Source organism: Candidatus Saccharibacteria bacterium oral taxon 488 (assembly GCA_013099195.1).
GTDB lineage: Bacteria > Patescibacteriota > Saccharimonadia > Saccharimonadales > Saccharimonadaceae > Nanosynbacter.
This window is the reverse complement of record CP039999.1, coordinates 335645-360907: the sequence shown is the minus strand read 5'-3', so window position 1 is coordinate 360907 and position 25263 is coordinate 335645. Positions and strand designations below refer to the sequence as shown.

At 51.1% G+C, this 25263-nt stretch carries 23 protein-coding genes, 2 tRNA genes and 1 pseudogene; 19 read left to right on the top strand and 7 right to left on the bottom strand.

Translation table 11 applies throughout. The annotated features are described in order from the left end of the window. Positions 1–6 precede the first annotated feature (6 nt). Together FBF28_01855 and smpB are read left to right on the top strand one after the other, a co-directional pair. Positions 7–894 carry a hypothetical protein gene (locus tag FBF28_01855; GenBank protein QJU08308.1) on the top strand — a complete coding sequence of 296 codons (888 nt, stop codon included), beginning with the start codon at positions 7–9 and terminating at the stop codon, positions 892–894. Positions 895–995: 101 nt separating this feature from the next. After that, on the top strand, positions 996–1475 hold the full coding sequence (gene smpB / locus FBF28_01850) for an SsrA-binding protein SmpB (protein QJU08307.1): 480 nt from the start codon (positions 996–998) through the stop codon (positions 1473–1475). Here smpB and FBF28_01845 read toward each other — a convergent pair. Both FBF28_01845 and FBF28_01840 read right to left on the bottom strand, forming a co-directional pair. Next, on the bottom strand, positions 1423–2745 hold the full coding sequence (locus FBF28_01845) for a glycosyltransferase family 4 protein (protein QJU08306.1): 1323 nt from the start codon (positions 2743–2745) through the stop codon (positions 1423–1425). The two genes, smpB and FBF28_01845, sit on opposite strands and share 53 nt — an antisense overlap. Then, on the bottom strand, positions 2736–3776 hold the full coding sequence (locus tag FBF28_01840) for a glycosyltransferase family 4 protein (protein QJU08305.1): 1041 nt from the start codon (positions 3774–3776) through the stop codon (positions 2736–2738). The genes FBF28_01845 and FBF28_01840 overlap by 10 nt, the downstream gene beginning before the upstream one ends. 42 nt (positions 3777–3818) lie before the next feature. Between FBF28_01840 and xth the strand changes: the two genes are divergently transcribed. From xth to FBF28_01810, 6 genes are all read left to right on the top strand, one after another. After that, complete coding sequence (gene xth, locus FBF28_01835; GenBank protein ID QJU08304.1) at positions 3819–4619, top strand: exodeoxyribonuclease III; 801 nt, start codon at positions 3819–3821, stop codon at positions 4617–4619. Beyond that, positions 4616–5500, top strand: coding sequence for a D-alanyl-D-alanine carboxypeptidase family protein (locus FBF28_01830; GenBank protein QJU08303.1), 885 nt, complete (start codon positions 4616–4618; stop codon positions 5498–5500). The genes xth and FBF28_01830 overlap by 4 nt, the downstream gene beginning before the upstream one ends. After that, on the top strand, positions 5501–6319 hold the full coding sequence (locus FBF28_01825) for a D-alanyl-D-alanine carboxypeptidase family protein (protein QJU08302.1): 819 nt from the start codon (positions 5501–5503) through the stop codon (positions 6317–6319). 47 nt (positions 6320–6366) lie between these two features. Continuing rightward, a complete protein-coding gene (locus tag FBF28_01820) occupies positions 6367–7101 on the top strand; it encodes an HAD-IB family hydrolase (GenBank protein QJU08301.1) in 735 nt (244 codons plus the stop codon). After that, the gene (locus FBF28_01815; GenBank protein QJU08300.1) at positions 7067–7858 is read left to right on the top strand and encodes a hypothetical protein; all 792 of its coding nucleotides are present in this window, start codon (positions 7067–7069) and stop codon (positions 7856–7858) included. Before FBF28_01820 ends, FBF28_01815 begins: the two co-directional genes overlap by 35 nt. Before the next feature lie 62 nt (positions 7859–7920). Beyond that, positions 7921–8580, top strand: a complete 660-nt coding sequence (locus tag FBF28_01810; protein QJU08299.1) for a hypothetical protein — start codon at positions 7921–7923, stop codon at positions 8578–8580. Positions 8581–8662: 82 nt separating this feature from the next. On the opposite strand, the gene FBF28_01805 is transcribed toward FBF28_01810, so the two are convergent. Beyond that, positions 8663–8749, bottom strand: a tRNA-Leu gene (locus tag FBF28_01805). Positions 8750–8859: 110 nt separating this feature from the next. On the opposite strand from FBF28_01805, the gene FBF28_01800 reads away from it, so the two are divergent. Beyond that, positions 8860–10296, top strand: a complete 1437-nt coding sequence (locus FBF28_01800; GenBank protein ID QJU08298.1) for a sortase — start codon at positions 8860–8862, stop codon at positions 10294–10296. Between the two features lie 25 nt (positions 10297–10321). Here FBF28_01800 and FBF28_01795 read toward each other — a convergent pair whose 3' ends face one another. Beyond that, positions 10322–11809, bottom strand: coding sequence for a PEGA domain-containing protein (locus tag FBF28_01795; protein ID QJU08297.1), 1488 nt, complete (start codon positions 11807–11809; stop codon positions 10322–10324). A gap of 88 nt (positions 11810–11897) precedes the next feature. Here FBF28_01795 and FBF28_01790 point away from each other — a divergent pair, with 88 nt between their 5' ends. The 6 genes from FBF28_01790 to FBF28_01765 all read left to right on the top strand — a co-directional run bounded on the left by FBF28_01790 (position 11898) and on the right by FBF28_01765 (position 17586). After that, the gene (locus FBF28_01790) at positions 11898–12842 is read left to right on the top strand and encodes a DUF4367 domain-containing protein (protein QJU08296.1); all 945 of its coding nucleotides are present in this window, start codon (positions 11898–11900) and stop codon (positions 12840–12842) included. Between the two features lie 66 nt (positions 12843–12908). Next, positions 12909–14348: a glutamate--tRNA ligase gene (locus FBF28_01785; protein QJU08295.1), complete on the top strand. Its 1440-nt coding sequence runs from the start codon at positions 12909–12911 to the stop codon at positions 14346–14348. A gap of 84 nt (positions 14349–14432) precedes the next feature. Then, on the top strand, positions 14433–15572 hold the full coding sequence (locus FBF28_01780; GenBank protein QJU08294.1) for a DUF3048 domain-containing protein: 1140 nt from the start codon (positions 14433–14435) through the stop codon (positions 15570–15572). Further along, positions 15524–17080: a HAMP domain-containing histidine kinase gene (locus tag FBF28_01775; protein ID QJU08293.1), complete on the top strand. Its 1557-nt coding sequence runs from the start codon at positions 15524–15526 to the stop codon at positions 17078–17080. The genes FBF28_01780 and FBF28_01775 overlap by 49 nt, the downstream gene beginning before the upstream one ends. A 12-nt stretch (positions 17081–17092) precedes the next feature. Then, positions 17093–17467 (top strand): response regulator, encoded by a 375-nt coding sequence (locus tag FBF28_01770; protein QJU08292.1) that lies wholly within the window; start codon positions 17093–17095, stop codon positions 17465–17467. 44 nt (positions 17468–17511) lie between these two features. Beyond that, positions 17512–17586 (top strand) — tRNA-Glu (locus FBF28_01765). A 1334-nt stretch (positions 17587–18920) separates the two neighbouring features. Here the strand turns inward: FBF28_01765 and FBF28_01760 are convergent. The 3 genes and pseudogenes from FBF28_01760 to FBF28_01750 form a co-directional block, all read right to left on the bottom strand. Continuing rightward, a pseudogene (locus FBF28_01760) lies at positions 18921–19259 on the bottom strand (recombinase family protein). After that, on the bottom strand, positions 19201–19428 hold the full coding sequence (locus FBF28_01755) for a hypothetical protein (protein QJU08291.1): 228 nt from the start codon (positions 19426–19428) through the stop codon (positions 19201–19203). Before FBF28_01755 ends, FBF28_01760 begins: the two are co-directional and overlap by 59 nt. A gap of 35 nt (positions 19429–19463) precedes the next feature. Further along, the gene (locus tag FBF28_01750) at positions 19464–19682 is read right to left on the bottom strand and encodes a hypothetical protein (GenBank protein ID QJU08290.1); all 219 of its coding nucleotides are present in this window, start codon (positions 19680–19682) and stop codon (positions 19464–19466) included. Positions 19683–19973: 291 nt separating this feature from the next. Between FBF28_01750 and FBF28_01745 the strand changes: the two genes are divergently transcribed. The 4 genes from FBF28_01745 (at position 19974) to FBF28_01730 (ending at position 25138) form a co-directional block, all read left to right on the top strand. After that, on the top strand, positions 19974–20792 hold the full coding sequence (locus tag FBF28_01745) for a hypothetical protein (GenBank protein QJU08289.1): 819 nt from the start codon (positions 19974–19976) through the stop codon (positions 20790–20792). Between the two features lie 547 nt (positions 20793–21339). Then, entirely contained in the window at positions 21340–22092 is a 753-nt protein-coding gene (locus FBF28_01740) for an ABC transporter ATP-binding protein (GenBank protein QJU08288.1), read from the top strand. Continuing rightward, positions 22076–24031: an ABC transporter permease gene (locus tag FBF28_01735; protein ID QJU08287.1), complete on the top strand. Its 1956-nt coding sequence runs from the start codon at positions 22076–22078 to the stop codon at positions 24029–24031. Before FBF28_01740 ends, FBF28_01735 begins: the two co-directional genes overlap by 17 nt. A 576-nt stretch (positions 24032–24607) precedes the next feature. Further along, positions 24608–25138 carry a hypothetical protein gene (locus FBF28_01730; protein ID QJU08286.1) on the top strand — a complete coding sequence of 177 codons (531 nt, stop codon included), beginning with the start codon at positions 24608–24610 and terminating at the stop codon, positions 25136–25138. Positions 25139–25263: the final 125 nt, after the last annotated feature.

Genomic DNA, 25263 nt, shown 5'->3' with positions numbered 1-25263 from the left:
AAATCTATGAGTACAGAGACGACACCACAAGCACCACGAGAAGAGCGAACAGATAAAAAATACTACACAGCCAGTGGCGAGGACATTACCCATATCGCTGCACCGGCTGAAAAGTTTGTTAAAAAGTTTTGTCCAGCCGAATCGGAGGCTAACAATAATGAGTCGCCCCTTTCGCCGCGCACCCAAGCAGCCATACTATACACAATCAGAACAGCACTGTATGACAATAACATGCGTGGGTATAATTTCCCGTGGAATACTTCAGATGACGATGTTCACGACGATCACAATACAGCTGAGAAGATGGTAAATGAGCGCAAAAACTACCAAGAGGCCACCAAAGATATACCAGAAGAAGAACTACAAGCGATTAAAGAGCTTCAGGAGATGCTTGGTACAATTCTCAGTGATGGACTCGCGCCAAACGCAGCGAAATACCATGTCTTAGCCAGACTAGAAGACAAAGTGAAGACAATGGATATATTGGATGCATCAGATAAGCTCAATTGGATTAGCCAGAAAATTTTAGCCTCCGAAAAGGAAATTCCACGTCCTGTTGACGCAGAGACTGTCATTGAAATTACCCAAAAAATCCTCAACAGCAAGCTAGCTGAGCTGCGGGGTGATACAAAAGAGAGGCGTCGTTTAGAGGAAGAAGCGTCAGTAGACATGGCAGGGATTCAAACTCTCTTTAACTTAGACAAGTCAGAGTTGCTTGATCAACTATACAAAGAAATCCTGACCCGTATTGATACCATATATAGCGATGATGAATTAGCGATGTCACAAAAGCAAGTAGCCCTAGAGGAGTTCGCAGCCGTCATAGACGAAATGCGAGTGGATATGATGATTGCGGATGAAGAAGCAATTACTGCACTAGCGAGGCTTGATTAGGCAGATATCCTGCTTCAGTACGATCCAGATGAACGGGGCGCGACCCAGACAGACCAATCATCTTCTAGCTAAGGCTCCAGCCTACATGCTACAATAATCACGTGACCAAGCCCGCCAAGACCAAAAAACCATCCACTCACACCGTCGTAAATCGCCGAGCGCGATTTGACTATGAGTTGGGCGAGGAGATCGTGGCTGGGCTGGTGCTGACAGGCATGGAAGTACGCGCCGCCAGGGAAGGGCACGTGCAGCTGAAGGGGGCGTTCGTCAGTCTGCGAAATGGTGAATTATGGCTGAATAATGCTAGTTTTTCGCTGCGACTCAATGTTCGCGGCCAGGCCAACGCCCGCAGTATTGATACTTCAGTGCGGAAATTATTAGTCAGCAAACGCCAGTTAACGCGCTTTTCTGAGGCCAAACAGCAAGGCATGACCATCGTGCCGACCAAATTACTAACCAGCGGCAAATTCATTAAGGTCGTCATCGCTCTGGCCAAAGGTAAAAAAACCTACGACAAACGCGAAACCATCAAGCGGCGCGATCAAGATCGCGAGACGCGGCGGCAGCTTTCTGGGCGATAACCCGGCGATATAATTTCTCTAATTTGCGGACTTGGCGGCGCTCGGTGAACGTGGCCGCTAATTTTTTGCTCTCAGCGCCAAACCTCGCTCGGCGAGCCGGCGAACGGAGCAATGTGATGATAGCATCCGCCATACTCTTGGGCCGATTTTTCACGAATATACCATTTACGCCGTCACGCACTACCTCGGATACCTGCGTATCAATGATGATAATTGGTTTGCGAGCATGCGCCGCTTCGTGTAGTACCCAGCCTTGCGTATCCTTGAGCGACGGGAAGCAAAACACATCCAGCACCTGATACGCTACGCCTAATTCCTCGCGCGGCAAGGCACCAGTAAAGATGATCCGATCAGCGTACTTACTCTCGGCCGCCATCTCCTCGAGCTTTTTGCGGTACTCGAAATCGCCGACGAACAGCAATTTGGATTTGGGGCGAGCCTTGGCGACGTACTTGTCAAAGGCCTGGATCAGAATCGGTAAGTTTTTCTCTTCGCCCAGCCGCCCGATGAAGCCAAATACTTCATCAGATGCCCGTAGGCTCCACTGCGCCCGAAAGGCCTTGAGCTGAGCCGCCGACGGCCGCGGCAGAGCATTAACACCATTTGGCAGTAGTGTCAAATCGTACAGATGATCATCGTCCTGCCAGCCGCTGAGCTGAGCCACGCTTTTACGACTGAGGGCGATGACGGCGTCGGCTTTGCTGTAGAGAATAGTGATGACGCACTCAATGATGGCCCGGTTCCATTTGGTGATACCGCGCGGCCGATATAGCTTGACCAGTTCAAATAAATCACGGCCCCTCAGCTTAATCGACAGTGGTAGCACCACGCCAGCCAGCGTCAAAATTCCCGGCAGCACCGCCGGATAATGCTCGGCAAATTCGTACATGTCGGTGCAGTGCTGGATGACCAAAGGGATCTGCTGCTTGTGCGCTGCGCTGACGCCAACCAGCCCGATTTGCGACGGCGTAAAGATGTGCACGATGTCCAGCTCTAGCTCTTTGATGCGGCGCTGCACCGCCGGCGGGAAGAACACCGACGTATCGTAATCATCAAAAAACGCACCCTTGATCGACGGAAAGCGGACGATGTGCGAATCCGGATCTTCGTTGAGCAGCTCAGCCTGCTTGGCCGGATTTATCGACTTGGCGGGGCAGAATACGTAGACTTCGTGGCCCAGCGCCTCGAGCTCGCGCTTGAGCGATTCGACCACAAAAACGATGCCGTTAATCGACGGCCGATAGGTATCGGTGAATAAACCTACGCGCATTCCTCATCTTCTTTTAGCAACTCTTGATACATCGCGACTAAGCGCTTGGCGCCAGCACCGCTATCAAATCGTTCAGCAATTTTTTTAGCACCATGAATTGCTGACTGGCGAAAAGACGCATCTATTCTGAGACGGGTTACTAATTGAATAAACTGCTCATCAGTATCCGCCATAACTGCCGAACCACGAAATGTATCGTCATACTGCGGAATATCACGCAATACTATCGGCAATCCAGCACCAGCTGCCTCCAGTACACACACAGGATGATTTTCCTGAGTAGCCGGCAATACAAACACATCAGCCGCCATATAATACTGACGCACATCTTCGAGCGGTATAACACCGGTTACCGTAAGGTTAGGAGGAACTGAATTAATAAGTTTTTGCATTGACTCGTATTTAGCCCCAAGATGTTTAAATGGAATACCACCAATCCAATAAAACGTAACATCCGGCATTGCACGAGCGATTGATATAAAGGTGTCAAGTCGTTTGCGAGGCTGCACTTGGCCATTACCGATGACGACAAAATCACGTCCTGTCAGATGTAACGCTTGACGTGCAACACGGCGATCATCAGCAGTAACCCGATATCGCGCCATGTCAACTGTATTGTATAACACCTTGACGTTAGACAATTTCATGTCATGAACCAGCTCATCATGTACCATCTTGGAACAGGCCAACACAAGGTCGGCCCGGCTGTAGAAGAACTTTAGCCACAATTTACCAACTGGCTTCCAGTATTTGGCCGCCCTCAATGATCCAATGAAACTATCTGGTACCAAGTGTGCTGAAACAATTTTTTTACCGTTTTTGCGCAGTAACCGTCCCAATGCATACATACCCACTGTCTGGACATGAACTATATCTGCCGATCGATTAGTGTTAATGGCAATATCAATAGCAGGCTGTTTTTCCAAGGCACCAGTAATCTCCTTATAAGCTGTATGTACACCATGTCCTTGGACCGTAAACTCACTTTCCGAAATCATATTGACCACGATTCGGGATGTCTTTTTAGTCATATTTAGCAATTATACCATGATAATTCGTTGTATAATACAAGAATGCGATTATTTTCCTGGAACGTCAATGGTATCCGCGCTGTCATCAACAAGGGCGAGTTTGCCCGCTTCCTGCAAACCTATGATCCGGATATTGTATGCCTCCAAGAGACCAAGGCCGCCCGCGACCAGGTAGAAATTAATCTGCCAGAGTATCACGAACATTTCTATTCAGCCGCCAAAAAAGGTTATTCCGGCACGGCGATTTTGTCGAAAATCCGGCCGCTGCACTGGCGCGATGGGTTGCCGCCGGCTATCATCGAGCGGTTTAATTTGACCGGCGATCAATACGGCAATCCGGCAGACGAGGGGCGCATCATCACTGCCGAGTTCGACGATTTCTGGGTGGTGACGTGTTATACGCCAAATTCAAAGGGGGATTTAAGTCGGTTGAATTTACGCCATGAGCAATGGGATCCGGCAGTGCTGGCCTATCTGGAAGAACTAGAGCTAGTCAAACCGGTACTATACTGCGGCGATATGAACGTGGCGCATCAAGAAATTGACCTGGCAAATCCAAAGCCTAATGTCGGCAAGCACGGTTTCACTGACGAGGAGCGCGAGGGCTTCCAGAATTATCTGGACGCTGGATTTATCGACATCTTCCGGGCGGCGTTTCCCGAAAAAACTGACGCCTACACCTGGTGGACGCACTGGGCCAACGCCCGGGCGCGCAACGTCGGCTGGCGGATCGACTATTGGTTGGCATCGCGCGAAATCGCTAAGCGTGTCAAAAATCCGCAAATCCACCCCGAACAAATGGGCAGCGATCACTGCCCGGTAAGCATCGAGGTTGAGGTATGAAAATTACCAAACGCTTGAGGGAACGTAAGCTGCTCCTTGGCCTGGGTGCCGTGCTGATCATCGCCAGTAGTGCTGTAGCGACTTATTTCACCCTCCGTCATTTCAACCCGCCGCGTACCACTGCCCAGCAGCCTATCAGCCAAGAGCAGCCCGCGCCGACACCCAAAGAAAAAGATCCCGACAGCCCGAAAACTCCAGCGCCAGCTGCACTAATTACCATCGCTCTGCCAAACGCTACACCGATCCCTGCGCGCATCGTTAATGATGCAGATGATGCTGACATCTGGAAAATTGTCAACAAATCCCGAGCCTTTGCCAATCCTCGTTACCAACCCAGCGACCTCCGCCTCGTCAGCGTGCCGACACTACCCGGCCGCAGCCAGGATGAGCGCTCGCTCCGCGCCGTGCTCATGCCTGATCTCGAGAAATTAGTCGCCGCTGCTGGTAGTGCCGGTGTCACCATCTACGTCGGATCAGGCTACCGCAGCTATGCTACTCAGGCTTCACTTTTTGCTAGCAACGTTCGTCAGCACGGCGAAGCTAAGGCCAACCGGTTTAGCTCACGCCCCGGTCATAGCGAACACCAATCAGGCTTGGCCGTTGACTTTGGTGGCATCGATCGAGCTTGTTGGGTGGAGGATTGTTTCGAACGAACCGCCGCCGGTAAATGGCTCGCCGCACACGCCCACGAATACGGTTTTATTCTGCGCTATCCGAAGGGTAAGGAAAAAATCACCGGCTATCAGTACGAGCCATGGCATTTTCGCTACGTTGGGCGGGAACTAGCGGGCGCTCTACATCAATCGGGCTTGACGATGGAGGAGGCCTGGTCGTATATTGAAGAGGCAATGACCAAACTCAAACAGCGAGGGACACAATAAATGAAGCACGGGGTGGGGCGCGCAGTCGTGGCCATGGTTTTGGCAGCCTGGACGACACTGACACTACTGATGATCAATGGCGGCACGCAGCTCGTCAATCGAACCTCAGAGTCGGTCGCTCATTCGCCGCTGTATAATTTCCAGCCGATCACCATCCGTCTCGACCGGACCAATCGCGACTTGACCTTTCCGTCGTGGAAATATTTACAAACTGGGAAAATCTGGTCGTACGTTTCGGGCAAGCAGGGCATCGACCCAGCCTTTGAGCCGCCGCTGACTGATATTGCTGATGGTACGCCGAGCTGGATAGAGGATAAGCACGTGCAGCCGATGGTCAAAGAGCCACTCGAGCAACTGCGCCAAGCCGCGGCTGAGGCCAAGCTACCGGTCCTCGTCTCTAGCGCCTACCGCTCCGGCACCGCCCAAGCCAAAGTCCGCACTGAAACCACCGCCAAAAACGGCGCCGCCCACACCGATGAATACGTCGCCAAACCCGGCCACAGCGAACACCAGCTCGGCCTAGCGGTTGACTTGACCAGCTTTTCTGAGAAATGCAAGGCCCGCTTTAGCGACTGCGCGCTTGATCCAAAAACCGCCAGCTGGCTGGCCGCTCATGCCCACGAATACGGCTTTATTCTGCGCTATCCAAAAGGAAAAGAAAAGATCACCGGTATCGCGAGCGAAGCTTGGCACTTCCGCTACGTCGGAAAAGACCTAGCCAGCCTCATCCACGAATCGGGGCTGACCTTTGACGAAGTGTACCAAAACATGGTCAAATTACGCGATGAATTATCAATTGCTAAGTCGTCTACCTCATGATGCAGTAAGCTATTGCGAGAAAACTAAAAATACGAGATAATCAAGCGATGAAGCAGCAGAAATTCGCGGTTTTTGACATCGACGGCACGCTCATTCGCGGCGGGCTGTACCGGCAATTGGTGCTTGGGCTGATTGATGCTGGCGCCATCCCCGAAGTCCACGCCTCGATCATTCAGCAAAAATTACTCAGCTGGAAACGGCGAGAGTCAAAAGACGCCTACGACGAGTACGAACTGAGTTTGGTCAATGCTATCTCTCGTTCGCTGGCTGACATCCCGACCGCGGTGTTCGACGAGGTGGCAAGCAGTATCGCCGAGAGGGAGCTCGACCACGTCTACACCTACACACGGCATCGCCTGCGCGAGCTAAAGCAAGCGGGCTACTTCCTAATCGCTATCTCTGGCTCGCAGCAGGAGCTGGTCGAGCCATTTGCTAAAAAATACGGCTTTGATGCCTGGGCGGCCCAGGTGTATGAACGGCAGGGCGATACCTTTACCGGTACAATTACCACCAAGACGTATACCAATAAAGACAAGATCCTCCAGGGAATCATTGATAAGCACGGGCTAACGCTTGCTGGCAGTTATGCGTTTGGCGACAGCGAGGGCGACCGGCACCTCCTGGCGATGGTTGAACACCCCGTTGTCTTTAATCCCACGGAAAAGCTGCTCGAAATTGCCAAAACCAACAGCTGGCCAATTGTCCTGGAGCGTAAAAGCGTGGTGTTTGAACTCGAGAAAGGCGAACGTGGATACCTTTTGGCGCAAGCAGGAAAAATCTAAGCCGCTGTTTCCCGACATTGAATGGAATCGGCCAGAGCGCCGCGACCAGGCCGGGCGGCTAGGGATCATTGGTGGCAACAAACTCGGCTTTGCGGCGGTGGCGACCAGCTACCAGGCAGCACGTGACGCCGGGGCAGGCGAAGTACGAGTCTTGCTACCCGACACACTGCGCCGCACCGTGCCAGTAGCGATGACCGACGTTCTATTTGCGCCGACCAATCCGTCCGGCAGCCTCAGTGGCGCGGCAGCAGGCGAATTAGCCGCCCTCGGCAAGTGGGCTAACGTCATACTGCTGATCGGCGACGCCGGCAAAAATAGCGAAACGGCCGCGCTGTACGAGCAATTTGTGCGCCAGTACCACCGGCCGGTCGTGCTGAGCCGCGACGCCATCGACCTGGTGCAAAACAGCTTTCCCGCCATCCTTGACAATCCCCACGTCGTCTTTGTCGCCTCGTTCGCCCAAGTACAGAAACTGTTTCGCAGCGTCTACTATCCAAAAATCCTGACATTCAGCATGCAGCTGGCGCAGTTCGTCGAGGCGCTGCATAAATTCACCATCACCTATCCGGTCACATTAGTAGTTTTTCATGCCGATCAACTCGTCATCGCACGGGGCGGAGAAGTCGTCACCCAAGCCTGGACCGAGCCGATGCAGCTGTGGCGCGGACAAACCGCTGCGCGCGCCGCCAGCTACCTCTTGTGGTCACCCGAAGCACCGTTAGCCGCCATCAGCACCAGCATTGCCGCTAGCGTATAAACCGGGGCAGTTCCCATCAGCTCTTGACGATTTATAGACTACGCGGTATAACAAGGATAGCTATGTCACGAAAATGCCTGATTTACCATCCTGTGGCTGAATTTCCTCTGTCAGATCCAGATTTTGCTCAAGAGATACAGGAACGATTTAGTATACTGAATGACAACCCCATAAAACCAACGCAATCCGAGGAGCGTCATCTTACTATCCTAGGTGCACGAGAATACCCAAAGATTCTACATCCGTCTAGACTGCAGGTCCGCCTACCGGAACAATCACAAAAGAGCCTTGAGCTCAATGTAGTTGGCGCTCGTATATTAGGAGAGTGTGCACTCACTCTGGTATTCAATGACCTCAGCCAAACTTTACCGCGGGAAGAAAGACGACGTATCAAGCAAGCATTTATAGAAGCAGGGGCTACCACTCCTCACCATAAAAAATTCAAGCCACACGTCACCATTGCCAAGATTCCCAGGGGAATTAGTAGACGGCATGTGATTCGCTGGACAGAAAATATGCTACCGACAGACCCAACCGTCATCGTTGGCGGTATCACGCAGAACAATCTCTCGGGGAGAGAATTTAATGAACAGTCCCTCATCGAGTTTGACTTTAGTAATGAGGGTCATTCTCTCGATCTACAGGTTGCTGACTGTATGCTTCTGCCGCCACTAAAACAAAAGCCAGAGAAGAAAGGGTGCGGACATCATTCTCATTCTTAACATTAGCTTCTCATAAGGTATTGCCACCAATAAAACTCCCGCTACAAAACGGGAATAAAATTAAACAAACTGAGGCGACCTCTGGTACCGCGGGCCGGACTTGAACCGGCACGAGCTAATGCTCACCAGATTTTGAGTCTAGCGCGTCTACCAATTCCGCCACCGCGGCACGAGAGAACGCCCCAAGTCATCCGAGGGTAATTATACCACGGCCGCTACCACATCAGCAAGAGCCCGAATACTTTATCTTTCCGGCGTTTTCCCGTATAATAAGAGGTGATGAATCCACATGACGATCAGTTTGGCAGGCGAGTGGGAGCGCCAATCTCGAGTCAACCTCGTCCACTGACGCCGCCGCCACGTGATTATTCCGGCTCGCAAGCTGCTGCCGCCAATGTTATTCGTGATCAAATCAATGCTATTTACGGCGGTCGCGGCACCGAATCAACGCCACACACCACACCGGTGGTTCAACCGCACCCTATAGAGCAGCCACATCCAGAACCGACCGAGCGCACCACTGTCACGCCGCCACCGCGCACGCCAAGCCCGCACGCCCTGAACACCGCGCCACCGGCAGCTCAACCGACCCAGCCGACCACAGCACCATCTCCTGCTCAGCTCGCTCAAGCCACCAAGTCACCTCAGCCCCAGTCAGCGAACAAGTCAACGGATAAGCCCACCGCCGCGCCACCAACCACACAGCCGCAGCCGGCCGCCCCGGCAAAAACTCCCACTCATCAGCCGCAAATCACCGCCGATCAGTGGAAGCAGTACCACACTTCATGGCAAAAATACTACCAGATGTACTACGAGCGCTATTATGCCTCACACCTTGACCAAAAGCAGCAGGAGTTTAACCGGCTGGTCCAGTCTGCTCGCGACGCTAACACCGCCGCCACACCGGCCATGACCGATATGTTGTCCGCCCAAAGCCCCATCAAGCGCCTTCGTGCTCAGATCCAACAGACCGTCCGCGACAAGGCCAAAAAAGTCACCAAATCACGCCATTTCATCCCGGCACTGGCGGGTGTATTGGTACTGCTAGCGTTCGTCTTTTTGCAGTACAACCGCGTTCTGTTTGGCATCGCCGCCGCCTACACCACCCCAGGTAATGTTGATCCACAAAACATCATCGTCAATCCAGCAAGTAGCACCACTGTCGGCCCCGACCCACGGCTGATCATCCCTAAACTCAACGTTGATGTGCCGGTCATTTATGGCGTCAATGCGGCCGACCATAACGCTCAAATGAAAGCAATGGAGAAAGGCGCTGCTCACTTCGCGATCGCTGGCGCTAACGCTGTACCCGGCCAAGTCGGCAATGCTGTATTCTCGGCACACTCTTCTAACGATGCCTTTGCGCCCGGTGACCACAAGTTTGTCTTTGCTCAAAACGAAAAGCTGGTCAAAGACGACATCATCTACATGCACTACCAGGGCAAGCGCTACACCTACGCCGTCACCAAGAAAGAAGTCGTTATGCCAAACGAGGTCAGCCGTGTCCAAATTCAAACCGATAAGCCGATGCTCACTTTGATCAGCTGTGTACCGCTTGGCACCGCCGAAAAACGCTTGCTGGTCTTTGCCGAGCAAATCAGCCCCGACCCATCTGGCGCCACCAAATCAACCGAGCCAGTCACTACCCGGTCCGCCGCTATCCCGGGTAAGCCATCACCAACACTGCTCGAGCGATTATTTGGCGCCAAGGAATAAAGCACAATAAGATTCAAATTAGCACTTAGCGCTTGATCGTCATCCGTAGCCGCGACATCGTCACCGTGCCGTTATCGGCTCGGCGGAACGCATACAGCCAGTCACCATCGTGCGACAGTGACGCGTCAAACCCTTCGCTGGCCTCCAGCATTGTCGACTGATTAGCACCGTCGAACTCGCGCATCACCAGCTTGCCGCCCTCGACGCTCCACACGTGATAATCATCCAGCCAATCAAGCGTCGTTCCCGTCGGCAGTGCCGTATCATGCGACACCGATTGCCGCTCAATATCATAACTCATAAAGCCAGCCGTCGTTCGCATCAAGACGAACCGCCCGGTACCGCTCAGATCCAGCTCGGTCAGTGGTTTACCGGCAGCGATCGACTTGACGCGGCTCAGTAGCTTTGACGCCGACGAACTCGACCCGTCCAGCGCCGCGCCCATGTGCAGCGTCACTGCCGAGCCAAGGCCGACCACCAGCACGTCCTTGTTATCATAGCGCGAAAACTTAATCATCAACGGCGTCGAGGCCTCCGCCTCAGTCTGTCGCCGCACGACCACTGGCTCAGTCCAGTCCTTGCGCCAAATGCCCGCCAGCTGCAGCTTGCTCGTGCCATTCGTCCCGACGTAGGTGATATAATCCGTGCCATACACCGAGAATGACTGTACATGACTGATCAGCGGCGCAGAAATCGTCGCGGCATTGAGGTCCGCTCGCCGCAGTTCGCCGCTCGACTGTAGTATGTATAGTTCGTTGCCGCTCTCACCGAGGAAGCGCACATCTTTTAGTTCCAGCCCGATCACTTTCGCGATGTCAACCACTGTCTTATTCTCGCGGTCGACTTTCAGCCACTGGACTTTTTCGCCTTGGCCTTCGACCGCGTAGGTGTGTTTGAGAATGGCGTAGCGATTACCCGAATCCCACTCAACAATCTTAAACGTGTGCGCCGTCGCCTGGCCGCCGTAACCCGCCACCACCGACGTATCCAATGTCACCTCATTAAACTTTGGCTTATCCGAATCGCGCAAATCGCCCCAGACGATCTTCGGCGCATCGGTCGCTTGCATCACGCCCAACATGAACCGCCAATTTGGCGAAAATCGCACCGAGGCCAGCGACGAAAATTCCTTGACCGAACTCACCACCCGCTCACTCGGCACCAGCCGCGCATATGATAGCCAGGTCAGTGTCCCGGCCTTAACCTCGACGACCTTGCGCCACTCGTCATAGCCATCCAGGCGCATGGAAAATTGATGCTGCCCCTCAGGAAGCATGCCCTTGATATGCGTCTTGCCAAGCTCCATGCCATCGACAAACACCCGTGCGCCTTGCGGCCGCGAATCATACTGCACCAGCGCCCGCTGCTCAACCGTCTGCGTCTTAAGATTCAGCTGATAGCCAAGCGTATGAAAAATCAAAATGAACGCCAATATACACACCGTCAGCACCATAATGGTATAAATCAGTGTCCTCCGAGCAAGTTCTAGACCACGCTTTTGTTTTCGATACATAATGAGAGATTATACCACATTTCGCCCCTTGCAAAAAGCATGTCCTCTTTGTACAATAAAATATAAGCATTAGGAATACGAGGGGTTCATGAACAAACAAATCATCCATAAAACCGTCCACAAAACTGCCGGCCAAAAATCAACGACACTCAGTCGCCGCCATGTCGCCGCGCCGTCACATGCCAAGCGTCGCCTGGCCAGTCGCCTCGACATCACGCGCAACACCTCCGTCCCGATGAGTGTTCATGTCAATAAATTTGCGCCGAGCATGCCGAGTGTCCAGCCGCAGCCAACCAGGCGTGACCGTCCTGCCGAACCGCACCCGACCATGGTGCGCGCTCAAGCTCGTGCTACCCAACAGCCTCATCAGACCACCCGAACTGCAACTCGCCGCAGTCCAGCCACATCACACCATCACTCGACTCGTATCGTTAAACCAAATCAAACTCCAGCCAAACAGCATCCGGCGACCCTCGCGCCCAAGCCAGCCGCCGTTCTCAAGCATGAAGCCATCACCGAAGCCCTGCAGCGTGCAACCACCCCGCCAAAAGCGCCGCGCCGCGCCAAAAAACCAAAGAGTCGCATCGGTCGCTGGCTGCAAGTCGCCTCCGTCGGCCTGGCCATCATGCTGATCGGTGGCTATTTCACCTACCTCGGTATGCCCAACATCTCCACCCGCATCGCCGCCATCCAATCTGGTGTCAACGCCAAATATCCAGGTTACCGCCCAAGTGGCTATGCACTGAGTGGCCCAATTACCTTTAAGAGCGGGGAAGTCCGCATGAAATTTGCCTACGCTGACGGCGGCCAATCCTACACCATCACCCAGCAAAAAAGTTCGCTCAATTCCGCCGCCCTCAAAGAAACTCTGACAGCTGACGGCGGCGAAGTCCAAACTACCACCGCCGGCGGTCTGACTATTTACAACACCGACCGGACGGCCAGCTGGATCAATGGCGGCGTCCTCTACCAAATCACCCTCGGCGGGGCATTGTCAAGCGAGCAAGTCACCAAAATCGCCACTAGTTTATAATCAGCCCCGTAAGCACGCACACCCCTCACGTTTACCAGCGCCGCGCCCGCGTGCTATAATCACCCCATGACTACACGCACTCGTTTCGCACCCTCGCCAACAGGGTTTTTGCACGTTGGCGGCATTCGCACGGCACTATTTGCTTTTCTCGTCGCCCGGCAGGCCGGTGGGCAATTTATCCTGCGCCTCGAGGACACTGACAAGGTCCGCGAGGTTGCCGGCAGCCGCGAACACCTCATCGCCAGTCTCAAGGCACTGCACCTCGACTACGACGAAGGCCCGGACATTGGCGGGCCACACGGGCCGTACGTCCAAAGCCAGCGGCTCGAGCATTACCGCCAGTGGGCGCAGAAACTAATCGACGCTGGACACGCCTACGCTGATCCCTACACACCCGAGCAAATCCAAGCATTTCGTGACACCGCCCAGGCCGAGAAGCGCGCCTTCCGCTACCGCGACCATCGCCCTGACAATCCGCCGGAGTGGGACGGCACCATGCCGCTGCGCTTCAAGGCTGAGCCCAAAAGCTACACCTACCACGACGAGGTCATGGGTGACGTCACCACCAGCCCCGAGGTCGTTGACGACTTCATCCTCATCAAGTCTGATGGCTACCCGACCTACAATTTTGCCCATATCATCGACGACGCCGAGATGAATATCACCCACGTCATTCGCGGCCAAGAGTTTATCTCGAGCATGCCAAATTATCTGGCACTCTACGAAGCGCTCGGTCTGCCGCGGCCGGTTTTTGCACACCTGCCACACATCATGAACGAGCAGGGCAACAAGAAATTAGGCAAACGCGACGGCGCCAAAGACGTGCTGGATTATATCCGTGACGGCTATCTACCAGAGGCGCTGGATAGCTTTATCGCCACCATGGGCTGGAACGACGGCACCGAGCAAGAGACCTTCACCATGGATGAGTTGATCGCTAAGTTCAGCCTCGACCGCGTGCAGCGCTCGGGCGCTCGCTTTGACGAAAAGCGACTGCTGTGGACGAATGGGCAGTTTATCCGGTCACTGACGCTGGATGACTTAGCTGGGCGAGTCAATGATTTTTGGCCGGACAGTGCCGCCGGAGCGGACGAGGAATATCGCCGACGCGTCCTAGCTCTGGCTCAAGACCGATTAAAAACCCTGCGTGATCTTGGCGGATTTGGCTACTTTTTCGCGGAGCCTGAGATTAACATGGAGCTCATCGACAGCAACAAACAGCTTAAGAAATTGTCTGAGCATGAGCGGCGCGAATTACTAGAAACTGCTCAGCGCGAGCTCGCCACGCTCAGCAAGTGGACACCAGACGCAATTCAAGTCCGGCTGAACGAACTGCTAGAAATCACCGGCCAAAAGCCCGGCATTCTCTTTAGCCTCATCCGCATCGCCATCACCTGGGCGCCGTTCAGCCCGCAGCTCAACGATACGCTGGCACTGATCGGCCGCGAGCGCACGTTGGCGCGACTTGAGCGGGGAATTGCTGCGTTCTCGGCGGGCGTAATCTAGCCATCACATACTATACCGAAATACTTCGATCAGCGAGCGCATCGCTCCGTTTACCGAACACGCCGCTTATGCTATACTAAACCCATGCACATCAAGAATCCTCGCCCAGCCACCGCGGCCCAAAAACCGACGGTAAAATCAGCTAAACTTGAGCCGGCATCACCAAACGCCCCGGCTAAAAAACGCTCGTTTGGGCAGTGGTGCAAGAAGCACTTGTGGGCGATTGTCCTCATCACCGCCTCGCTGGTTATCGCTGGTATTTTCATCGTCGCTATCAATTCTGTCCAGCACGACGGCGGTCTACCGTTTTTCGCCGCCAAGAAAAAGCCAACTAAATTCTACTCACCACTCACCGGCCTCGAGGCTGCTGATGAAGCAGCCACCAAGCAACCCGTCACCGCCGTCATGATCGAGAACAGCCCCGACGCTCGCCCACAGTCCGGCCTATCGAGAGCTGGCATCGTCTACGAGGCCGTCGCCGAGGGTGGCATTACGCGCTTCCTCGCCGTTTATCAGGGCGCCAAGCCCAGCCTCATCGGCCCAGTTCGTAGCCTCCGCCTCTATTACCTCAGCTGGGGCGCACAGTATCAAGCCTCCATCGCCCACGTCGGCGGCAGCCCGAACGCTCTCGATACCGTTCGCAGCGGCAGCTACCGCGACATCGACCAATTCTTTAACGGCGGCAGTTATTGGCGAGTTAGCGACCGCCGCGCCCCACACAATGTCTACACATCCGGTGAGAAACTTGACGCCCTGAATGCTAGTAAAGGTTTCAAAGAATCATCATTTACCGGTTTCAAGCGTGGTGATGGCAAGCCGGTCGAGACACCAAATGCCACCACTATCCAGCTCAATTTTAGCAGCGGCATGTACAACACCGCTTACGCCTATGACAAAGCGACCAACACCTACAAACGCTCGCTAGCTGGCGCACCGCACGCCGACCGGGAAGGTGGCCAGATCGCCCCACGCGTGGTCATCGCTCTCGAAGCACCGCTCGAGCGACGCGTCGGGCCAGATGGCTACGAGGACACCGTCACCATTGGCTCGGGCAAGGCGACCGTCTTCCAAAACGGCACCGCTACGGCTGTCACCTGGAAGAAAGACAGCCTCACCGCACCGCTCAAACTGCTTGACGAAAATGGCAAAGATTTTACCCTGGGTCGCGGCCAAACATGGATCGGCGTGTTTACGCCCGGGCGGGGATCCGTCACGTGGCGATGACAGCTGGCGGCACGTCAATTTGCAGCTTTCGACGATACCACCGGCGCATGTTGTTCGCTTGTGCGCTCACCGGGCAGGCAGCCATGGCGCTCGTTAGCGGTGTCGTCCTCAATATCACTGGTCTTACCTCGTGGAATCACCCAGCATTCTGGTTAATTACTGGTGCGATTTTCATCGTCGGCAGTCTTTTTTCGACCATGTTGACCATCATTGCCGGTCGGCCGCTTGATAATATCTTGACTGCGCTGATCCATAAACGCGGTGAGCGCACCACCAGGCCACTACCAAATCCGAACGCCGAGCAATACGCTAAAACCGGCTTCAAGACCGTTCTTGAACTTATCTATGACGAACCAACCCAGCCCGCACCGCCGCCAAGTCCCGACGCGCTGCTAACCCAGGCGCTTAACCACACCAGCTGCGGCATCGTTGTCCTCGACCCCGCCAAGCGTATCATCTCCGCCAACAAGGCTGCACCAATTGCCACTGACGCCGACGGCCAGCCGTATCTGGCGCTGGATTTTCTCAACGAGCAGTCGCTCACAGCCTGGCTCAGCGACGCCGACGCCCGCCAAGTCTCCGCCGAGCGTACCTGGCGCCGCGTCGCCACCACCAACGGTGCCTTCAAAAAAACTCGCTTCTTTGACATCATTGCCTCCTACCAAAAAGACGCACCCGGCGAGACCGTCATCGTCCTCATCGACCGCTCAGCCCAATACCTACCCGAGGAAGAAGACCTCAATTTCATCTCCTTCGCCGCCCACGAACTCCGCGGCCCGATCACCATCATCCGCGGCTATCTCGACGTCCTCGCCGAGGAGCTAGCCGGCCGCCTGAAAGGTGACGAGCCGCAGCTACTAGCACGGCTGACGGTCTCCGCCAACCGCCTGTCTGGCTATATCAACAATATCCTCAACGTCGCTAAGTTCGACCGCCACCACCTCAGCATCCACCTCGCTGAGGACTCGCTGTCTGACATCTATGGCTCGATCGCCGACGACATGCAGCTGCGCGCGTCGACGCAGCACCGCTTGCTCAATATCAGCATCCCAAGCGACCTGCCGACTGTCGCTGCCGACCGCTCCAGTATTAGCGAGGTCATTTCCAACCTCATCGACAACGCCATCAAATACAGTTTCGAGGGCGGCACTGTCTCGGTCAGTGCCGAACAAAAGGGCGATGTTATCGAAGTCTCCGTCGCCGATAACGGCGTCGGCATGCCACCGAGCGTCGTCAAAAATCTATTTCACAAATTCTACCGCTCGCACCGCAGCCGCGAGACCGTTTCTGGCACCGGCATCGGCCTCTACATCTGCAAGGCCTTTATTGAGAGTCACGGCGGCCACATCACCGCGCGCTCCAAAGAGAACGAAGGCTCGGTCTTTTCGTTTACCGTGCCGGTGTACGCCGCCGTCAAGGACAAGCTGCTCGAGGACGGACAGCTCAATCGCAATCTGATTCGCCAGGGCGGTGGCTGGATAAAAAATCACGCTATGTATCGAGGATAAGAGGAGGGAAGTATGGCGATCAAAACAATCTTGTGCGTTGAGGACGACCGCTTTATCGGCGAGATGTATGTGCGCAGCCTGCAAAAAGCTGGCTATGACGTGACCTGGGTGGTTGATGGTAATGATGGGCTGGTTATGGCCCGGAGTCAGCCGTTTGACTTGATCATCCTTGATTTAATGCTGCCCGAACAGCGCGGCGACCAAATTTTGGACGCTCTGCGCTCTGATGATACTGACTTGATTCCAGAGAGCAAAATCCTCATTATGACGAACTTTGAGCAGGACGATGCCACCAAATCCGCCATCATGAACCGCGTCGACGGCTACCTCATCAAGGCCGACATCACACCCCGCAAGCTGATCGACGTCGTCAACAAGATGGGCTAGACGCCCCCAGCTAACCATGCTATAATGACCCGGTAGCTTAACACGGCCCTATCGTCTAGCGGTTAGGACACTGGGTTCTCATCCCAGCAACCCGGGTTCGATTCCCGGTAGGGTCACCATACAGGGATGTATATTCCGTTCGGATTTGAAACAGCTCGTTTACCTCTGGTGGCGAGCTGTTTTTGTGGGTTCCAAAGTTTATTTGTTCGTAGGTTGGAGGTTTGTTGAATATAGCACCGAAAAAGGCGGCTTTTCGCAGTGGATTACAGAGGTCAAGCAGCAGTTCTGAAAGGTGTTCCAAAATATATTTAGCGTATTGCAAAACTTGGTCAAATTCAGCTTGTAAATTCGGCTGCCTGGCAATTTCTTCATCCAGCTCTGCTAATTCTTTTTCGACGCTAACGATATCCTCTTCAAGGTATTTTAAGGCGGTCTCGCTTGTGACAATACGCATCCGATCAACGGTTGCCTTGATTTGGCTTTGCAGGCTCTCGCGGTGCTCTAAGCGCTGCCTATTAGCGTCAGTCTGCTTGATCTGACGTTCGCGCCATAATTCAGCGATGGCGGCGATAACATCGTCGATGTATTCTGGCTTGATAGTAATAGCCCTTACAAAGTCTTCTATTGTCTTATCAAATTCAGGCTTCGACACGCGGAAGTAATGGCCATCGCGACTGCAGTGATAGGCTGGATAGTGTTTACCTAGTTTGCCACGAGTAGCACTACCAGATAGTGTCTTACCGCATTTAGGACAGGCGACTACCTGCTTATATGGATAATCTGGGTTATAAACTTGTTTATTTTTCAAATGATCCGGGACTGCTTTACGTTTAATAATGATATTATCGCGGCTATCAATCTCCACGAAGACCCGGCCGCGATTAGCTTCATTGAATAAATCCACGCTAACGAGCCCATCAAACTGCGCTTTAACTGGCTTATCATACGTCCATTTTTCTTTAATAATACCGCAATATACCAATTTGCTGGTGTATTGATCAATCATTTTGGCGGTCATTTTTCGGCCGCCAATCTGTCGTTTAATTTTCGTTCGGTCGTATTTGTCACGTACAATCGTCACGCGAGAACGAAAGCCCATAGAATTAAGCTCATCGGCAATTTGCTGGTTTGTATAAACATGCGCAGCACGCATCTCAAACAGTCTGATAATAAACTTTGCCTCATTCTTATCAGGTTTAAGAATAGTCCTCTTGCCGTTTTTAGTATCAATCTTAACGCTGCGAAACCCATAGTGTGGCCGTCTCATCCAATAGCCAAGCTGCGTGTAGCGAATCTCCGCGCCAATCATACGACTCATGATGTCGCGCATCTCGTCTTTGGCGCGCTCAGCCTCCAGATACTCAGATTTTTGTGTTGGATTAAACTCACTCCAGTAATATTTGAACCCGGTATGCTCAAGAGTATTAATTTGCTGCTTACCGATAACACCATACATATCTTCAAGGGCAATGCCTAGCCGAGTCAGTTGTCGCTTCAACGGCGAATAATAATCGCCACCACCGCGCGTGAAACGGTCGATTGATTTAATCAGCACGACCTGAAATCCTTTGCTCTTATCCTTGCAGACATCAATGACCTTTTGCATTGGTTGTACTTCATGCGAAGCAGACTCAAGCAAAATAATCGTCTCTGTAATGACAATGTTATGCGCCTTGGCGTAAGCTTCGCCTTGCTCACGCTGTGCCTCCGGAGAATCTCCGTCAAGACCTTGCTTATCTGATGATACGCGTATCGCTAGCAGTCCGATTCGCGGTTGGTTTGTTGGCGACATTTTCCTTATCCTCCAAAATAGTGATTAGTTTTTGAGCAAAAGCCCCATCTTCCAAAATCTTCTCAACGACAAGATTGGCAACTAGTTTGATCCGTTGCTCAATCGTAAATGAAAATTGCTCCGCTAGCGGCGCTTTTGATTTATTCTTGCTACCTTTTGGTCGTGCCATACACCCTCCATGTCACGACTTGCTAATAACGCTAGTTAGTCATTCTTGGTTGTACGCTGCTGTGGTCGTCCGCGCCCACCACGCTTTTCCAAATCTTTTTCTATCAACACCCTCAGCTCCTTGTCGCCAACGTCCGCCAGAGCTTTTAGTACAAGCTCTGTCAGGCTGATACCCTGGCCGTAAGCTACCGCTTTGGCGCGATTTCGTACGGCCTTTGAGGTGTCTATTTGTAGCTGAATTCGTCCTTGATTCATGTAACATTATTATACTACAAAATTACCAATGCTTCAAAAAAATGATACCGGTTCATGACTACCTATTTAGTTATTAACGAGCCGGCTTCTATTAATAAAACCTACTTTAATTGTACTACTTGTAGTACAAATTATCAACAGTTTTTGCTAATTTCTTTTATAAAAATATGCCGAATATCGATATACAGTATAATTTATCTATTTTTATCTGTTATAATTTGTATTTTTTCTTCCTTTTTTATATAAATATAATAGAAATTATGTGAATGAGGCAAAGAGGGCAGTGGTTACATGAAAGTAGATAATAGATTGATGTTACGTCAAGGACAGATTGAGATACTAGGGCTGTTATATAAATATCGATTTGGCAGTCGTCAGCTCATAGCAGAAAGCTTAAAGGTAAAAGCTGGGTCAAATATTTATGAGAAGCTCAACGTCCTAATAAAGCATGGTTTTGTAGCAAAGAGGTATGACAAAAGTCTGAGGCTCCAAGGCTTGCCGGCCGCGTACTATCTAACACCAAAAGGTCTCAAGACACTCCAGTCGCTTGATGCCTGGAACTACATTACAGAAGCAACCATACGATCAAGCTATCGTGACAAGAATATTAGTCAATCGTTTATTAACCACACGCTGGATGTGTATAGCTATACGAACATGCTAGCGAAAACACACCCGACATTAAAGGTATTTACGCGTCGAGATATGTCTCGCTATAGTTATTTTCCAAACAATCCACCAGATGCTTTTTTGTCATTAAAAACAGGTGAGGAAACGACTCCGAAGCGATTTTTCTTTGATTTTATATCAGACGATACGCCGCGCAGCGTTATCGCAAAGCGCATTGCTCAATACATGCAATTTTTCAGCGATGGTGAATGGGACGCGACAAACAGTCAGATTCCAATTCTGCTATTTCTGACATTCAAACCAGCTATTAAAAAGTACCTGATGCGCTCCGCTCGTGCAGTTCGCGGCACCTTTGACATGGAGGATGAGGTAGCTATTTATGCAGCAACTATAGACCAACTCCTAAGTGCGGAGTCTAGTAGAATATGGGAAGATATTGATAGCGCAGACAGCCTTTTCCCATTAGATGAGTTGCACTGACTTTACGGTTAATAGATACTTCGGCCGCACGACGATTGCAAGCAAGCCGTGCGCGCCTTGTAATGGTCGTGCGAAAGCCGTCACGTAGCCTTCATGACTAAGCCTTATTTTGTCAAAAGTGCAGAAGATGGCGCGTTCTGTTTGTTTCAAACAGTGCGCGACATATGATGCGATTTTGCAAAATAATATACAAGTAATCAACTAAACAGATAGTCATCTCAAAAAGATGGCGTTCATTCTTGCATCCGATCATCTTGGCTGCACTCCTTGGAGTGCATGTTAAGTGAGCGGGGTAAGTATGAACGCTCTATCAGTTTCACCAATGACCAAGGGAGCATCCCAACCCCCTTAAGACAGCGCCACCTTGAAACGCATACTAGGGCGTATGCCCGGCGTATATTTTAATATTTTACCTGCATATGAACCAATAATTATAACTTGAGGATTTTTACTATTGATGAGACGCGCGATACAACACCAGCTATCAATGTTTTATTGACCAAGGGGACAGTTCTTAGCTATAATAACGTTAACGATAAGCTTTATTATGGAAGATAATAATATAAATACTATGATTACACGGCATGGCGGGGGGAGCACGGATCCAGATAGCGATAAATCAATTATCATTAGAACTACGGATATGGTCAAAGAATACAAAATTGGTAAACAAAAAATCAGGGCCGTTGATAGTGTTTCTCTGGAGGTTAGTAAAGGCGAATTCATTGCTCTTGTTGGCGTGAGTGGCAGTGGTAAGAGTACCCTACTGCATTTACTGGGCGGATTAGACAAAGCTACCTCTGGCGAGGTTGTCGTCAATGGTCAAGAAATTCGTAAGATGAGTGACCGTCGATTGTCACAATTTCGTAACCAAACCATTGGATTTGTTTTTCAGTCATTTTATTTACAACCGTTTTTGACATTGCGTCGTAATATTGAAGTCGCCTCAATGCCACAGCGCATGAAACGCGCGGAGCGTAAACAGCGCATTGAAGAATTAGCACGGCAAGTTGGCTTATATGATCGACTAAATCATCGTCCACGTGAACTTTCGGGTGGGCAGATTCAGCGTGCCGCCATTGCTCGAGCGCTGCTCAATAGACCTGCTATCATCTTGGCTGATGAGCCGACTGGCAATCTCGACTCTGCAAATAGTCATGATATAATCCAACTATTTCAGCAGATTCGAGAACAATATGGTACGACGGTAATTATCGCTACACATGATACTGAAGTCGCAGCTCAGGCTGACCGTGTCATTACACTAAAGGACGGGAGGCTTTATGATCAAGCTAACTGACGTTGGAGTATTGGCTTTCACGAAGCTCCGTGCTCGTAAATTACGGACGTTCCTTACTGTCTTATTGGCAAGTATGTTGTTTGGTGTTTTAATTGCTGCTTCGCTCGTTACTCATGGGTTATTTCAGAGCATTGACTCGTTTCGCAAAGAGGGGCTAACGAGTCGTTACATTGTTAGCGTGCTAAATACCCCTCCCAGCGCAGACGAATTCTATAAAACTATTCGTGATCCCGGATTGGTTGCTAAAGCAAAAAAACGGTATGAATCATTGGTCACACAAAAAACTACTGAAGCAAAACGTCTGGGTTTAGAGTATTCTCATGTCAACGATCGGCCGCCATATACGCAAACATCTGATGGTTCTACACAACTATCTATTAATGATCCAAATGGTATCACGCTTCAGCTATTAAAAGAAAAATATAGCAGTACGCCAGCTTTTGACGAGGCAAAATTGTCACAACTCGCCAAGCAGTACGGCGCAATTAAAACTTTTACCGAAGAATCGTATGCTATCAAAAAGAGATCGTCATTGTCCCCTCTCATTGATGGCAAGGAGGTGTTTCACGACTCTTCAAACGAAGCAGAAGTGAATACTCATTATGATGTAAAACCCCCGATTAACACTTCAGGCATAACTCTGGCACCCCCTGAAACGACAAAAGGGATCGTACTACCTGATAATGCAGGTTGGAGACCTGATGGATCAAGCTTACCAGTTATTCTGCCACAAAATGTTATTGAGCAGCTATTAAAATTAGAGAAATTACCAGCAAGTGCTAGTGCCGCTGAAAAATTTGAACGTCTCAAAATTATCCGCGACAACATTGCCAAATTAAGTTTCAAAATGTGCTATCGAAACAGTGTTTCACAGTCATTGATACAAAAAACATTACAACAAAAGAAAGAAATTGCCGCCAACCAAAACAACAAAAATTATCAAAAACCAAGCTTGTTGTACAACCTACCCGATCCTACGAAATGTGAAAATGCTGCTATCACCCATGACACGCGTACAGTTGAAGAGAAAAAACGGGAAGTAAATCAAAGACTTTTTGACGCAAAATTTGGCAAAGAAACGGTGGCCATTAGCAAATTTATCACTTTCAAGGTGGTTGGAATGTCACCTAGTAGTGAGGTGCTCAATCCAGAACAAGAACAACAACGTGAAAAGTCCCGCACTACCAACGACATACTTGCTGAGATGCTACGTACAGAGGGAATTGGACAAGCCATACCGCGTACACTATACAACCAGCTGCCCGACAAAACTGACTATGCTGACTTATTAACCTACGAGCCCCTCTATCTAATGGGTAATGAGGATAATAAGCGTCGTTTTGTCGAATTTGCTAGCGCCAGTGACGCACAGAAGTTCATCGACGAACAGGGTTGTACAGTTCAATACGATAACTCGTGTAAGCCAATTGGCCGGCCGTACCAAGCTAGCCTAGCATTTAGTAATAGCGCCGCACTAGACGATATGCAAAATATGTTTAAGAAGTGGTCGGTCTACGTTATGATAGGTGTCGTAACGCTGGCGGCACTCATTATGTGGATTACGATCGGCCGTACAATTGTTGATGGCAGACATGAAACAGCAGTATTCCGAGCTATTGGTTTTAAGAGAATTGATATTGTACTCGTATATATGCTTTACGCGATAATTTTATCCACTTTAGTAGCTGTATTTGCTGGTATCATCGGCTTCACGGGTGCATATATACTGGATAATCAATTCGCACCACAACTTACAGCGCAGGCCCAATATGGATTTGGTGCAATTAGCTCAAATAATAGTATACGTCTCGTCGGTATAGATCTACAACAAATACTCTTCATCTTACTAGCGTGTATTCTCACTGGTCTACTTAGCGTTGTGCCGCCGCTCGTACGTAATATACGTCGCAGCCCAATTAGCGACATGCGAGAGTCTTAGGCAAGATCGCGACTCTCAGTGAACTTTATTCTCAAAAAGAGCTAAAGGCTATTGCAAAAATATTTCCAATGAGAGTATAATCATAAACGCAATCATTCCCTACTCACGAGAAAGGAAGAGTAATGAGGAATAAGATGGTTGCGCTTCTCGCAGCGCTGCTCCTGGCGATCGGAGTTTCGGTCGCGGGGCCGCAGCAGGCCCACGCTACGACGAGACGTTACGGTACCGTGTATTGCTCGGGTGGTTCCGTTGTTTGGAACGATTCTGCAGTGGTCGGTATCTGGATCGACCAACCGGGAGGTCGCTCTGGGTGGGCATCGTTCTGGAGGACCAGTCGGTGGTCTTCTGGATGGAGCTACGACTTCGTCAATGATGCCCCCTACCAGATTCGAGTTGGCTGCGGAAACACTCCGCAAGCCTGGCAGAGCACGAACCTGGGCAGGTATGTGACCCCGTCTTGGGCAAGCAATGACTACGTCTGTGACGTAGGCAGAAGGCTTTGCGCTTTGGCGTAGAGAAGAGACCTGAGCATGTCGGTAAACTGCTCACTTAAACTATCGGCGTTACTATTATTTTATGCGTAGCTTCCTGCACCTGACAAAAACATCAAAACACACGAAAATAACTATCAGGGACGTTTTTGTTGCTGATTTCTTACGTCTGATACTGTCGTTGGCCGTTATGATGGTACTGGTGTACGGGATTGGTTGGCTAATTGGTAGTGCTGATCCTAAACACGGGCATCTCAGCTATTATGTACAAGTCTTTTTTACAGGAAATCCTCTTGTCGAGTCTGTTATGGTCGCCGCAGCATGCGCTATTGCTGTCGGTCTTAAGCCTTCAGTACGATTCTGGTCGACCACTGGTGTTGCCATCTTCATCTCGCTACTTGATACACCAAACTTTCTTTGGCACCTTGATGTCAGTGGCTATCTAAGTATATTCGCCGGTATTGGTCTAATGGTTTGCGGATGGCGACTTTGGGATTACTACGATGTAACTCAAGTTAATCGTTTAACCGAACCGTATCTGACGAGACCAGCATTGATAGCATATATACTAGTTGGCGTATTGTCATTAATTCTACTAATACCTTACGGCAACTAACTCTATTACCCTCGGACAGAAGGTGGTGCGTTCGTTATATTTGCAGTATACTCACTATAATTCTATAATTATAGTGGTGATTACCTTATTTTATCTCAGAGGAGCGATCGCAAAAGATTTAATCT